The following is a 13360-nucleotide window of genomic DNA, read 5'->3' as shown; positions in this document are numbered from 1 at the left end:
TTGAACTTGCCGTCTGAAAGAGCCGAAGTTTAATTAAAACCGAAGAAATTCGGGAAGTAATTAATCGGAACTATGATCGCACAGCGTTCAATTAAGTTTTGACCAAAATCGGGGATTTCAGGGAAGCTAAGCTTCCGTTGAAGTTTGCAGAAGAAAGAGATTTCGTAGACTGCCACTGAGAAATGCATGGTATCGTAAGACACCACACTCAATTAGCTGTGAGGACTTCGTTTGGGAAGGCACTGAAAAGTAGCCGAACAAACATCCGGACGATTTTACGGTAACAGGTAAAATAAGATGGACAAGGGCAAAAGAGCAAAAACTCCGGTTTAGCTTGATGCCAGCCGTAATAACAGTAGCCTGGCGCGGAAGCAGCTCTTAGCTGCGGATGTGAATGGGAGCTATTCGTAAAGAGTAACTCCCATTTTGTTTTTATGCCTGTTGGTTTTTCTCAATCACACTTATACCCTCGATCCTTTTGGGCACATACACTCAAGTTTTGACTTAATAAATTTTGAGCTTCTGCATTTTCGACTTCTTTAATACCGATCAAGGCATCCAATTTCGTTGGATCGAAGCCAACGAACCGTTCATCACCTACTATCATCAGAGGACGTTTAATCAAAATCGGATTAGCTAACAACGCTTCTAAAGCACTTTCCTTATTGAAACTCTCAGGGTCCAACTCGCCTGATGCCACTGCTGGTGCATTTTGATTAAACCAATCTTTAATCTCTAAGAGTCCGAAAAAAGACAACAATTCCGTCTCAGTCCATGGATGGTGAAGCAAGTTTATCGCCTCGACTTCATGACCTGCTAATGTCAAAATCTTCTTTTGCTTGGTGTTATTAATACATCCTGTTTTCTCAAAAAACATAATCTTTGCCATATAATTTCATTTTTATTGGTGTAAACAAAAGCCCATCCACAATTCGCTTACAACTAATTATCAGCAACATAAAAAACAGCATTACCATAAACCCTACATTTTTGTAGGAAGCTATGACTCAACTAGCCGTTCACCCGATAGTCCTCAACCAGCAATCAAATAAAAAGGGCAAAATGAATGAAAGAGTCTTCTCTTCGGAAACAATATTGAGATTTTTCATTTTTTCCTAAATCCGACAAGCCAATATTCGCACAAAATCACCGTGAGAAGCACGCTATTGTGGTACATTTTTGTAAAATACAAATCTTTGCAGCCTACAAAAATGTAGGACGTATTTTCAGCCTATCGTCTAAATAACTATATTTCAGCCGACTATTTTTTTTGGCATCATTTTTATAAACTGACCACACCATGACACGACCGTTTAATGTTACCGGATCGCTCGAAATCCACAAAGGAGACGAGTGTTTTGTGGATACTAGAAGGATCGCATTATTAAAGCTTGTAAAAGAAAAAGGATCGATTAACTCTGCATCAAAAGAACTGAAAATGTCGTACCAGCAAGCCTGGCATTACATTAAGTCAATGAATGAACTTTCGCCGCTACCGGTCATTGTCAAACAACGAGGCGGACCAAATGGCGGTGGTACAGTTGTCACCCGATACGGAGAACGAATTATCCGCGAGTTTGATGCTTTAGTTGAAAAACACAATGCCTTTAAGGAAACCATTGACGATTCCTTGTGGCTTTGCAAGTTTTAGTGGAGTCAACAAAGAATTTACTGTTGGCTTTTTATTTTAAAACCGTTATTCAAATAGATGAACAATGACTGGACAAAACTTAAATCAAAGCTCAAACGAGTTTTCCAACTTGATCAATTGGAGCCAAGCTGCTATGACGATAGTAGCAAAGCTGATTTTTATTTGTCCATCGTTATTCATCTGAAATTATATCGAAAAAACAAACAAAAAGAAATTCACCATGAAAAGATCAGTAAAAAGTTTTGTTGGATATGGTTTGTTGCTGCTGTCATTAATCACCCCGACAGTAGTCAAATCGCAACAAGAAAAAGGTAAAACATTTACATTTACCGAGTTTCAAAAAGAAAAGGCATTCACCCCAATCGTCGCTGTTGAAAGTTGGCTTACCTATACGATGGATGCTGGAAACGATGATGCAAAATACACCAACCGTGGGAGTGCTTCCTTCCGCAGGTTACGCTTTGGCGCCAAAGGATCGCCCTACAGCTGGTTAAGCTATGAAATTGAATTCAACCTGGATCGCCTTGGGGAAGATCCCTACTCTGCGATTAAAGGCTCGTACAATGGGTTGGATATTTGGAAAGCCTTTATCACAGCCAAATTATCAAAAGACGATTTATTACACTTGCATGCGGGTTACTATTGGGCAGCCATCTCGCTCGACTACATGGCAAGTCCCTGGTCAGTATCCTCATTTGACAAAACCCGCTCCGATTGGTTTCTGCGAAATTTCATGACTGGCAAAGGGAACGGCATTGAAACAGGTATCGGACTAGGAGGTCTGAAGAACTTCGATGGTTTTGGAATTAACTATCAGGTTGGAGCCTTTTCTCCTTCAGCTTTTCACGGAAGCGAATATGCCAACCCGCTATTCACAGGCCGCGTGATGTTCACCGTTGGTGATCCCGAGCAAAAGAAATATAAAGTGAGACATTCCGGTAATCACTGGAATGCCCGCAATGGTGTTACGATCGGCTTGGGTGGGGCAACAATCGGAAAAGTTGACAATGGAAACGGCACTGCCTTCGACAAATCAAACGCCTATGGAGCGGACATTTCAGCAACCAAAGGAGGTTTTAAAATAGAGGGAGAGTATTACAAAATGAAACGCGAAGCAACCGGTCTGGCCGACTATGACGGAACCGAATGGTTTGTACGCTGCGGCTACAACATTCCGGTAAGAGGTACATTCGTTGAGCCAACCGTCACCTACGACAACTACGAAGGAGAAGGAGAATCTACACTTTTTAAACACATTGGTGATGACAAAACCTTCGATATTGGTGTAAACTGGTACCTCAACAAAGACAAGCTAAAGCTATCTTTACACTATGTGAACCAAGGTGGATCACTTTCGGAAAATATAGGTGACTTCGTAGGAATGGCCTTACAAGTTCGTCTGTAATCGAGTTTAATTGAATTTTCAAAAAACAAAATAGTATGAATATGAGAAATAAACATTTCAACCGAATAACCACATACTGCCTCATTCTTACCATTGCCGCAATGACGGCGTGTACCGGAGGAAAGGAAAAAACCGATTCAACCGACAAAGCTGAAATCACCGTGTTTGCAGCGGCCAGCCTGACCAATGTTTTGAGCGAGCTCATCGACTCGTTCGAAGTAGCCGGCAACGTCAAAGTGATCACAAACATGGCTTCCAGCGGAACCTTAGCCAGACAAATCGAGCAAGGTGGAACGCCGGACGTCTACATTTCGGCCAGTAAAAAGTGGGCCAACTATGTTGACAGTTTGGGCTTTGTGCTTCATCCCTTCAAAAACGAGATTGCCCTCAACGACCTGGTTCTTGTTGCTCCAAAGGAAAGTGAACAGGCGACTCTGGAAATTGACAGCACGCTCGACTTAATCCCCTTGTTAAAAGGCGATCGCCTGTCAATCGGCGACCCGGCACATGTACCTGCCGGGAAATACGCCAAACAGTCGCTCGAATATTTTGGATGGTACAGTAAACTAAGCGATTTCTATTTGCCAGCCAAGGACGTTCGTACAGCCTTAATGGTTGTTGAACTGGGTGAAGCGCCACTTGGCATTGTTTACCGAACGGACGCTGAAGAATCCAGCAAAGTAAAAATCGTTGGTACCTTCCCGCCTCAGTCGCACAAACCGATTGTTTATGTCTCGTGCCTGCTGAAAGAGAACGATGCTTCCAGGTCATTCTTCGAATATATAAAATCGGAAGCCAGCGCTCCAATTTGGAAGAAATACGGATTCAATCAATAGGATTTTTTTCTTTTCCATAACAGGGTTTTACATGTTTTAAACGTAAGATTAGTATAACCCGAATGAAAGTTTGGCTTAATACTAATTTTACGTTTTCTATTTTTGGCGCTTATTCAGACAAAAGCACCTGATAAATCTTATCTTGACAAAAAAACAACAACCTAATGACGAGTTTATTTCAATTTACCGGTTCCGAATTGGAAGCCATCAAACTATCGGTTGGTGTTGCCATTTACTCCTCACTTATTTCATTGCCCATCGCCTTGTTGTTGGGCTATTGGCTGGCCCGAAAGCAATTTCCGGGAAAAGCGATCATTGAGAGTCTCATCCATTTGCCCTTGGTGATGCCGCCGGTAACCACCGGTTATATCCTACTGTTGGTCCTGGGAACCCGCGGTTTTATTGGGCAGTGGCTATATTCGACATTTGGCATCAAACTGGCATTTACCTTTGAGGCGGCTATTATCGCCTCGGTTGTTGTTTCGTTTCCACTGATTGTTCGCTCCATCCGAACAGCCATCGAAATGGTTGATCCGGGTTTGGAAGATGCTTCCCGCATTCTGGGTGTTGGCCGGCTGAAAACCTTCTTTCAAATTACCGTGCCACTGGCTGCGCCGGGAATCATTTCGGGGACCATTTTGGCTTTTGCCCGTTCTTTAGGCGAATTTGGTGCGACCATCACCTTTGCAGGAAACATTGCCGGCGAAACCCAAACGTTGCCTCTGGCTGTTTTCGCTTACATGCAGGTTCCGGGGCGTGAAATCGAGACCCTCCGGCTGGTGGTTATTTCAGTGCTGATTTCGTTTGTTGCTATGGCCCTCTCCGAATTATACATCCGCAAAATGAAACGTTCATGATCCAGGTAGATATCAAACTAAAGCGAGATAATTTTGATGTGATCGTCAATGAGACGTTTGGCATGGGGATCACTGGTATATTTGGTCCCAGCGGATCAGGTAAAACGTCCCTGATGAATGCCATCTGTGGTTTAGCAAGGCCCGAAAAAGGATCCATTAATCTCAATGGGAAAAAGGTTTTCAGCACCGATGAAAAGATCAATACGCCCGTTGAAAAAAGACGAATTGGCTACGTTTTTCAGGAAGGACGTCTTTTCCCCCATTTGACCGTTGAAAAAAACTTGCGTTATGGCATGAAATCAGGTGATCAGGATGGCTTCTTCAACAAGATTGTTTCCTTGCTAAACCTCGGACACCTGCTGAAAAGTAAACCCACCAAAATATCGGGCGGCGAACGGCAACGCACGGCTTTGGGTAGAGCACTCCTCTCCTCGCCCCAGTTGCTGCTACTCGATGAACCGTTTTCTGCCCTGGATGCCAATCTGCGACAACAAATTTTGCCTTTCCTGTTGAAAATCCATCAGACGATCAACATCCCGATTTTGGTGGTCAGTCACGATATTACCGACCTGCTGAAATTAACAAACCGCATTTGTCTCATGCAACAAGGGCGTGTTGTCGGCCACGACGATTACCACGAGTTATTGAAGAAACCCGAGCTTCAGCATTGTTTCAGTAACCACAGCCTGATCAATGCCATTACGATGAAGGTGAGCCGGGTGGACCTGGAAAGCGGTATCACGCAGCTCAGTTACGGCGAAAGTCACAACTGGATTAAAGTAGTGGTGGAGAAAAGCCGTCTGAACTACCAAAAAGACGATAATATCAAGATCTTTATTCCCAGCGACGATATTGCACTTTCGGCACATCGCCTGCCCAATGTTACCATCCAGAACCAACTCGACGGCGTGATTCGTGACATTATCGAACGGGAAAATGTCCGAATTTGTATTGTTGATGTCGGGTTTCCTCTCCTGGTCGAAATCACAGCCGAGTCGCTCAAACGGATGGACATTGAAGTCGGGTTTCCTGTTTGGTGCCTGTTTAAGTCGGTTGCTATTGACGTGGCCGGGTAGAAAAGTTTGCAGTGTTCAGTAAGCTACAGGCTATATCCGATTAATATATACCTGAAAGTCCGAAAGTCAGAGAATCTTTTTTCAAAAATCAATCGTTAACTGGACCGGTCCTTTTTCCTCATGCGGAAAGTTAGATAAGGTAAGTCCCAGCAAGCGAATTCCTTTAACAAATGGAGCTTCATTCATCAACAGTTCTTCTCCCACTTCGTGAATGCTTTCGCGGGTTCGGTAAAGATCGAAGCGCGTACGGCTTCGGGTGATCTGCTCAAAGTCGGCAAATTTTATTTTCAGGGTCAACGTGCGCCCAAAGGTTTGCGAGCGTTGCAGGCGACGCCAGACTTCTTCTTCAACCCGTAACAACTGCGCCTTCAAATCATCAGGCTCGGTATAATCGGTCGAGAAGGTATTCTCGGCTCCCAGCGATTTCCTCTCGCGTGAAGGAACAACCGGCCGATCGTCAATCCCCCGAACAATATTGTAATAGTAAGCACCCGACTTCCCAAACTGCCGGATCAAATCGGCTTGCTCCAGCTTTTTCAGATCGGCCCCGGTATAAATGCCCTGTTTGTTCAGTTTCTCGGCCGTCACCCGCCCAATGCCAAAGAACTTCTTCACCTCCAATTGTTCCAGAAATGCATCCGCCTTATCGGGTGTAATCACAAAAATGCCATCCGGTTTGTTGACATCCGAAGCGACCTTCGCCAAAAACTTACAATACGACACGCCGGCCGATGCCGTCAAGTGCGTGACCTCCTTAATCCGCTGCCTGATTTCCTGTGCAATCAAGGTAGCCGATGGTTTCCCCTTTTTAGCGTGTGTCACATCCAGGAAAGCTTCATCCAGCGAAAGGGGTTCCACCAAATCGGTATACTCAAAAAAGATCTCCCGGATCTGCTGACTAACTGCCTTATATTTTTCGAAACCTGGCTTCACAAATATCAGGCTCGGACACTTTCGCCGGGCCAATGCCGACGACATGGCCGAACGAACGCCGTATTTGCGGGCTTCGTAACTGGCTGCAGCAATGACACCCCGCTCACGTTCCCCTCCTACCACAACGGGCTTTCCCCTTAAGGCAGGATTGTCGCGCTGCTCCACCGATGCAAAAAAGGCATCCATGTCGATATGAATAATTTTGCGTTGCTCTTGCTGCATGCCGTAAAATTAGCATTTCGGAACAAATTGCCGGCGGTAACAGGCGAAATCGTTTTAGTTACTGACCGGGTGACAAAGAGTCACCCGGTCAGTAACTAAAAATAGGGACATCGACTAAAAGTCAACCATTATTGCCCGACTAACGTAAACGTACTCGTGTCATTTCACTTTTATGTTCTCTGTTTAGCTTAATTTGAATCACCCCAAATTACACGCAGACCAAAAATCAGTCATGGGCACCAGGCTTTTCATCCTACTCCTTTTTTTGGCTGTCCCGTTCCATGTGACCGGTCAAACAACGGCACCGGAGTATCCAAACAAAAATTTCACATCAAAAAACAAATGAAAACCGAGAAATTATCGTCCGGAAACGCACAGTCCGATGAGCTTTCTGTCAGCTTATTGCAGTACCCGATCCAAACCCGAAGATTCCATCCTTGATGTACCCTGACTTCTGCCATTTTCAAACCATTTACAGCGATTTTCCGGTTCATAACACGACGCTTCGATCGTTTAAGCCGCAAATACAATAATTAGTGTGACAGATACAATCGTGATTAGCGCGATAACGATTAACAGTGCGGGGATAATCATCGTGAATTTCATTTTCACAACCGTTATTGAAGCAATAATGATTCATATTTTCAGTATCACGATTGATAATTTGATCATCATTATTGCTATTTTCATTTTCACGATTGATAGTGTGGAAATCACGATTAATAAATTCTTTTTCATGATTAATAAATTCATTTTCATGGTTGATAAAGTCGTCTTCACGATGGATAAAATCATTTTCACGATCGTGAAAAGGGGTATATTGTTCAATACAGCCCCTTTTTTGGCTGTTTTCGGGTCGAAAAAAGCCTGACAACTGTTGCGGTGGCTGTTTCAATAACATCTTTATCCCGTTGATAAACGACAATTGAAATGAGCAAAAAATATAAGTTTCACAACCCGGAGGATAGCGAAGAACGCAAAAAGGCCGTCACCCTTTCGGATAACGGCCCTTGCCAAATAAATACATTCAATCGCGTCCAAATCAGTGCGTATACTCCGCCTGATTCAGAAAATCGTAGCTCATACGGACACTTTCCATCGGATCGTAATGGTAACGCTCCACCTCAACAATGTAGTTTTTCATGCCCGCTTGCCGGCTTGCCTCAAACAGCGGTTTGAAATCCATTGTTGCGTCCTTGCCTCCCAGTTCCGTTTCATCCTTCACATGGTAAAGTTCAAAACGGCCCGGATACTGCTTGAAATAATCGAGCGCTTCTTTTCCGCCTTCTTTAATCCAATACAAATCCAACTCGAACATCACTTTGTCGGGATCGGTATGTTGCAGCAGGTAGTCGTAGAAAAGTTGTCCGTCCAATTTTGTCTCGAACTCGTGTGCATGGTTGTGGTAACCAAACTGAATTCCGGCGGCATTGCACTTCTCGCCAATGGCGTTATAATAGTCGCAATAACGTTGAAGGGTTTCCAAACTGCGATAAGCTTCATCGCCCATCGATGGTTTCACAATCCACTCGGCGCCGGCCGCTTTGTGCGCAGCAATACACTGATCCCACCAATTCATGGCCGAATCCCACTCTCCTTCCTTGGGTAAATTTATACCGGCGTGAGAACCTTTCATGGTCATCCCGTTCTTTTCGAGAAGCGCCTTAAATTCGGTTGGCTCCATGCCGTAAAATTGACCATCGTTGTACCCGGCAGCCTCAACAAAGGAGTAGCCAATCTGTCCCAACTGCTCAATGGTTCCGGGAACATCGTCCTTCAAAGCATCACGCACCGACCAAAGCTGGATACCGATTTGCTTCTTTTCAACCTCTTGCTGACCCGAAGCAAATCCGGCAGCCAATGTCAGTAACAACACAAAACTGAGTTTCCGGCTCATAGTTCACGAATTCTAATGTTTCTAAACCAGGCATCGTCACCGTGATCCTGCAAACCGATGTAACCTTCTTCGGCTGTATTAATGAAGTCGGGCCAATCGGCAAACTTACTGTCGGCACACATGGCCTTCCAGTCGTCTGTCCACAAATGGTACTCAACCACATTCTCACCGTTTTGGTTATGAATGACAGTTCCTTTGTAAACCGTGATCAGCACTTTATTCCATTCTCCGGCAGGATTGGCATTTTGTGGCACTGCCGGAATCAGATCGTACAACGATCCGGCCTTGCGGTTCCCATCTTTACCCAATTTCGCATCGGGATGACGGTCGTTATCCAGTACCTGCATTTCAGGCGACGATTCGTAAATCGGTGCTCCGGGTACGCTGTCGTTACCACATTTTTCCTGCGCCAGGTAGAAGATACCACTGTTTCCGCCTTCCGAAATCTTCCATTCGAGCGATAATTCGAAGTTCCGGTATTTCTTCATCGTGATGATATCGCCACCATTATTGGCACCAGCTTCACCGCGACCCGATCCTTGAATGTGGATCGTACCGTCATCAACCATCCAGGCACCGGGAACGGCATCTTTACAATAGCCACGCCACTGGTCCATGCTTTGGCCATCGAACAACAACACCCAACCGTCTGCCTTTTCTTTGCTGGTTAATTGGTTGGGCCCAACCTTCTCCGTACAGGAAGAGATTAAAATTACAAGTGCTGAAAATGCAGCTAAACGAGTTATTTGTTTCATAATTTATAACGATTTAAAGTTTTTAAATTGAAGGCATATCGGGTAATGACCACGGTGCACGATAAGTATGTTTGATCAGCTCGGCAGCAAAAGCTTTGGCCGAAACCGGGTCAGTCCATGTTTTATCAAAAGTCGGGTGACCATCATGTATTTTGAATCCGTCTCTGACGACAGTTTGAATCGTCTCGTTGTCCTTCAGGTTGGTGAATTCCATTTTCTCACCATTCCACTCCAGCGGCTTGTTCAATGCTTGCAGGCGAACAGCCAGCACACCCATTACAACCATTTCGTTGAACGGACCTGCTTCACTAAAATCGGAAGCTGTTGGTGTGCGGTTTTCCGGGCTTTCCTTGCAGGCACGTACCCAATCCATTTCGTGGCTGGTCTTAACTCTTCGACGGAATTCGGGGGCTTTCGGCTTTCTCCCTGACAGCAACCAGGGATCTTTTCCGTAACATCCGCAAATCAGTTTATCTTTCGTACCGTGGAAGATCACACCACCACCTGAATCATTCATATCGCGTCCGGCAGGCCATCCCTCCGGCAACATTGGCTTGATCCCACCATCGTACCAATGCACGTCAACCTCCGGTAGTTTAATTTTCATGTTCTTTGAGGCTGAACGTTCTGGGAAAGTCAATTTCACCGATTGCGCCACGGGAGCACAATCATTCAGCAATAAAGTAGAGTTACCCTGGGCAATAGTTGGATAACCCAGTTCCAGGCCTACAAATACCGGGTGTAAAATATGGCAGGCCATATCGCCCAACGCACCGGTACCATAATCCCACCAGCCACGCCAGTTCCACGGATGATAGATTTCGTTGTACGGGCGCATCTTTGCTGGTCCGACAAATAAGTCCCAGTCCAGTGTTTCCGGCACCTGTTGGCCGTTTTCAGGTGTATTTAAACCTTGAGGCCAGATCGGACGATCGGTAAAAGCTTCAACTTTGGTTACCTCGCCAATTTCACCATTGGCAATCCATTCGGTTGAAAGGTTTACTCCATCACCCGACGCCCCCTGGTTTCCCATTGATGTAGCCACGTTGTATTTCGCAGCCAGTTTGGTCAACAGTCGTGATTCGTAAACCGTGTGAGTCAGCGGTTTTTGCAGGTAAACATGTTTGCCCATGGCTATGGCATGAGAAGCCGTAATGGCGTGGGTATGGTCGGCCGTTGCAATAACAACGCCGTCGATGGAATTACCCAGTTTATCGTACATTTCACGCCAGTCTTTAAACTTCTCGGCTTTCGGGAAATGGTCGAAGCAACCTTTCGCGTATTTCCAATCCACATCACACAAACCAATGATATTTTCCGACTTCATATTTTTCAGGTTGGCGAAGCCCATACCGCCGACACCCACACCGACAATATTCAACTTATCACTGGGAGCTTTATGTCCTAACCCGGCAATAACATGACTGGGTAAAATGGTAATCCCTGCCGCGGCAGCAGCAGTTCGTCCTAAAAATTGTCTTCGGCTAAAGCCGGTTGACTTTTTGTTTTCACTCATGGATTAATTTGTTTTAATTGGTTAATAATGAAATGACACAGCTATTTTTTAGGTTTCATAAAAGCTTATTAAACGATTTTCTCACTTTCCGCATCCCAAAATACCTTCCGGTTTTCGCGCAAAGCGATTGTCGCCATGTGAGCGGTAATGGCTTCCTCGAAAGCCTGATCGATATTACAGCTTGGCTGTTCTCCGCTGCGAATGCAGTTCAACCATTCCCGGATATGCAAATGAGTTGTATCAACCCGCTTACCCTGTACATAGGTGTACAGCAGGCCACGACTGGCAAAATACTGCTCGGTGGCAGACGTCACTGCATCGACATTCGACTTTCCCGGGATGTAAGTAATCATTGGCTTGTCGGACGACATAACACCCGCCTGCAATTGATCTTTGTACCGCGTTGATCGATTATCCGGGGTCACTGTCAGCGTATTTTCCATTTCCATGCTGGCATCGTGTCCCATGATCACTTTACCGCGGAAACGCTCACTGGCCAGCGAGGCACTGTATAGGAAAGTCAGATCACGGTCGGGATACTCCATCACCGCCTGAAACACGTCGGGCACTTCACGGCCGTCCTTGTAAAAATACACGCCGCCTGATGCAACCGTAGAATGTGGAATTCCCAAATGCAGAACCTGGTTGAGCGCATCATATTCATGCGTCAGCAAATCACCGGACAAGCCGGTTCCGTAATCCCACCAACACCGCCAGCGAAAAAAACGCTCCAAACTGAAAGGGTGCGGATTCGTTGGTTCTACAAACTGGCTCCAGTCGATCGTTTCCGGACTCCCGTTCGGGTGAATATCATACACCCAGGCTCCATTGGGATCGTTCCGATTGGTACATACCTCAATCAGGCTAATCTTTCCCAAAATATCTTTATCGATGATTTCTTTTGCTTTGTTGTAGCTTGCCGTTTGTCGTCCCTGATGTCCCAGCTGCATCACAATGCCGCTTTCTTTCACTGCCTTGCGAACGTCAAACACTTCCTCTACGGTTCGTGTCAAGCCTTTTTCAACATACACATGTTTTCCGGCTTTCGCTGCGTCAACCACCATTCTCGCATGCCAATGATCGGGAGTCGCAATAATAACGGCATCCACATCGTCTGCATTGATTAAATCGGTATAACGCCGGTAACGTTTCGCCGTTTGATTCATTGGTCCATCAACTCCCGAACGATTACTATTGGAGGCTGCTTTCAAGGCATTTTCAGCATGCACATCAAACAAATCACAGACAGCTGTAATGACAATATTCAAATCTTCCTGTTCCTGGTAATCACCGTAACGCCGGTCATTGACATTTCGCTGTGCTCCGCGCTTCCAATCATCAACCAATTCAGGCCGGGAAAATCCGGCAGCACGCATGAGCTGCTCACCACGAATACCGTAGCCGATAATTCCAATTCGAAGTGTTTTGCCATCTGATTTGGATGGAACTGCAATTGGATGTTCATCGAAATTCAAGCCCAACTCGCTGGCTATTGAGTTTTGCCGCAAGCGGTCAGCATTCCACTCGCGGAACATGCCGTAACCAAAAGCTCCAATAACAGGTAGGGTGGCAAAGCCTTTTAGCAAGTCCCTTCTTGAAAAAGCCTGTTTTTTATTCTTTTTATCTTCCATTTCTCCGGTTAATTTTTGAAGCGGTTAAACAATAGTCGATCCAGTCCGATTCGGTCTCCCGTTGGATAAACCAGCAAAATGAGTAATAAGAAAACGAAAATCAGATTCTTATTCACCCACATCGCACTTTCGCCCGAAGGCAACATGTAAGATGTGTTTATAAGAGCCGGATGAGATAGAAAATACAGGAAGATTAATACAATTCCGGATACTGTCGCCATCCGGGTAAATAAGCCCAGAATCAAGCCAAGCCCTATCGCGATTAATCCGTAAATATTTAAAAAGTTAACAACAGAAAGACTGGTTGGATTAGCTGCAAAGGAGTGAAAAAAAGGAGCGAGCCATCCCTGCGAATCATTTAAAAAGGCGAAGGCCGACCAGGATGGATTTATCCATTTAATCATTCCTTCGTAAAGGCAGTACCAGCCAATCAAAACACGTGAACTGACTAAAATAACCAGTTGCGCTTTCGAATAGCTAATTTCTGATTTCATTGGTTTGGTTTATAGTAAATATTGATTCAGGTCTAATGTATCTAATACCAGAAAGTCAGCTGTTTTACTCATGCCGTTTTCCAAAAG

The 13360-nt window shown here is 45.1% G+C and carries 13 protein-coding genes; 5 read left to right on the top strand and 8 right to left on the bottom strand.

The annotated features are described in order from the left end of the window. Window positions 1–451: 451 nt before the first annotated feature. A complete protein-coding gene (locus GJV22_RS19825; RefSeq protein WP_163717901.1) occupies window positions 452–889 on the bottom strand; it encodes an ArsC/Spx/MgsR family protein in 438 nt (145 codons plus the stop codon). Between the two features lie 411 nt (window positions 890–1300). Here GJV22_RS19825 and GJV22_RS19820 point away from each other — a divergent pair, with 411 nt between their 5' ends. From GJV22_RS19820 to modC, 5 genes are all read left to right on the top strand, one after another. Continuing rightward, entirely contained in the window at window positions 1301–1651 is a 351-nt protein-coding gene (locus GJV22_RS19820) for a winged helix-turn-helix domain-containing protein (RefSeq protein WP_163717899.1), read from the top strand. Window positions 1652–1871: 220 nt separating this feature from the next. Then, complete coding sequence (locus GJV22_RS19815; protein WP_163717897.1) at window positions 1872–3056, top strand: porin; 1185 nt, start codon at window positions 1872–1874, stop codon at window positions 3054–3056. Between the two features lie 41 nt (window positions 3057–3097). Then, window positions 3098–3892: a molybdate ABC transporter substrate-binding protein gene (gene modA, locus GJV22_RS19810; protein WP_163717896.1), complete on the top strand. Its 795-nt coding sequence runs from the start codon at window positions 3098–3100 to the stop codon at window positions 3890–3892. A gap of 164 nt (window positions 3893–4056) precedes the next feature. After that, entirely contained in the window at window positions 4057–4749 is a 693-nt protein-coding gene (modB, locus tag GJV22_RS19805) for a molybdate ABC transporter permease subunit (protein WP_163717894.1), read from the top strand. Further along, on the top strand, window positions 4746–5825 hold the full coding sequence (gene modC / locus GJV22_RS19800; protein ID WP_163717891.1) for a molybdenum ABC transporter ATP-binding protein: 1080 nt from the start codon (window positions 4746–4748) through the stop codon (window positions 5823–5825). Before modB ends, modC begins: the two co-directional genes overlap by 4 nt. An 81-nt stretch (window positions 5826–5906) precedes the next feature. Here the strand turns inward: modC and dinB are convergent, their stop codons facing one another. The 7 genes from dinB to GJV22_RS19765 form a co-directional block, all read right to left on the bottom strand. Further along, window positions 5907–6980, bottom strand: coding sequence for a DNA polymerase IV (gene dinB / locus GJV22_RS19795; protein ID WP_163717889.1), 1074 nt, complete (start codon window positions 6978–6980; stop codon window positions 5907–5909). A 490-nt stretch (window positions 6981–7470) separates the two neighbouring features. After that, window positions 7471–7881, bottom strand: a complete 411-nt coding sequence (locus GJV22_RS19790; protein ID WP_163717887.1) for a hypothetical protein — start codon at window positions 7879–7881, stop codon at window positions 7471–7473. Window positions 7882–8022: 141 nt separating this feature from the next. Further along, entirely contained in the window at window positions 8023–8877 is an 855-nt protein-coding gene (locus GJV22_RS19785; protein ID WP_163717885.1) for a sugar phosphate isomerase/epimerase family protein, read from the bottom strand. Further along, the gene (locus GJV22_RS19780) at window positions 8874–9632 is read right to left on the bottom strand and encodes a 3-keto-disaccharide hydrolase (RefSeq protein WP_163717883.1); all 759 of its coding nucleotides are present in this window, start codon (window positions 9630–9632) and stop codon (window positions 8874–8876) included. Before GJV22_RS19780 ends, GJV22_RS19785 begins: the two co-directional genes overlap by 4 nt. Window positions 9633–9654: 22 nt before the next feature. After that, window positions 9655–11148 carry a Gfo/Idh/MocA family oxidoreductase gene (locus GJV22_RS19775; RefSeq protein WP_163717881.1) on the bottom strand — a complete coding sequence of 498 codons (1494 nt, stop codon included), beginning with the start codon at window positions 11146–11148 and terminating at the stop codon, window positions 9655–9657. Between the two features lie 68 nt (window positions 11149–11216). Continuing rightward, window positions 11217–12779 (bottom strand): Gfo/Idh/MocA family protein, encoded by a 1563-nt coding sequence (locus GJV22_RS19770; RefSeq protein ID WP_163717879.1) that lies wholly within the window; start codon window positions 12777–12779, stop codon window positions 11217–11219. A gap of 8 nt (window positions 12780–12787) precedes the next feature. Beyond that, entirely contained in the window at window positions 12788–13273 is a 486-nt protein-coding gene (locus tag GJV22_RS19765; RefSeq protein WP_163717877.1) for a DoxX family membrane protein, read from the bottom strand. Window positions 13274–13360 lie beyond the last annotated feature (87 nt).

The sequence above is a fragment of the Mangrovibacterium lignilyticum genome (assembly GCF_010882175.1).
In the GTDB taxonomy this organism is placed as follows: Bacteria; Bacteroidota; Bacteroidia; order Bacteroidales; family Prolixibacteraceae; genus Mangrovibacterium; species Mangrovibacterium lignilyticum.
The sequence above is the reverse complement of the archived record's forward strand: the minus strand, read 5'-3'. Positions and strand labels throughout refer to the sequence as shown.

Excerpts from the sequence above, each read along its gene's own strand:
- GJV22_RS19825 (WP_163717901.1), bottom strand. The coding sequence starts at position 889 with ATGGCAAAGATTATGTTTTTTGAGAAAACAGGATGTATTAATAACACC.
- GJV22_RS19820 (WP_163717899.1), top strand. The coding sequence starts at position 1,301 with ATGACACGACCGTTTAATGTTACCGGATCGCTCGAAATCCACAAAGGA.
- GJV22_RS19815 (WP_163717897.1), top strand. The coding sequence starts at position 1,872 with ATGAAAAGATCAGTAAAAAGTTTTGTTGGATATGGTTTGTTGCTGCTG.
- modA (WP_163717896.1), top strand. The coding sequence starts at position 3,098 with ATGAGAAATAAACATTTCAACCGAATAACCACATACTGCCTCATTCTT.
- modB (WP_163717894.1), top strand. The coding sequence starts at position 4,057 with ATGACGAGTTTATTTCAATTTACCGGTTCCGAATTGGAAGCCATCAAA.
- modC (WP_163717891.1), top strand. The coding sequence starts at position 4,746 with ATGATCCAGGTAGATATCAAACTAAAGCGAGATAATTTTGATGTGATC.
- dinB (WP_163717889.1), bottom strand. The coding sequence starts at position 6,980 with ATGCAGCAAGAGCAACGCAAAATTATTCATATCGACATGGATGCCTTT.
- GJV22_RS19790 (WP_163717887.1), bottom strand. The coding sequence starts at position 7,881 with ATGTTATTGAAACAGCCACCGCAACAGTTGTCAGGCTTTTTTCGACCC.
- GJV22_RS19785 (WP_163717885.1), bottom strand. The coding sequence starts at position 8,877 with ATGAGCCGGAAACTCAGTTTTGTGTTGTTACTGACATTGGCTGCCGGA.
- GJV22_RS19780 (WP_163717883.1), bottom strand. The coding sequence starts at position 9,632 with ATGAAACAAATAACTCGTTTAGCTGCATTTTCAGCACTTGTAATTTTA.
- GJV22_RS19775 (WP_163717881.1), bottom strand. The coding sequence starts at position 11,148 with ATGAGTGAAAACAAAAAGTCAACCGGCTTTAGCCGAAGACAATTTTTA.
- GJV22_RS19770 (WP_163717879.1), bottom strand. The coding sequence starts at position 12,779 with ATGGAAGATAAAAAGAATAAAAAACAGGCTTTTTCAAGAAGGGACTTG.
- GJV22_RS19765 (WP_163717877.1), bottom strand. The coding sequence starts at position 13,273 with ATGAAATCAGAAATTAGCTATTCGAAAGCGCAACTGGTTATTTTAGTC.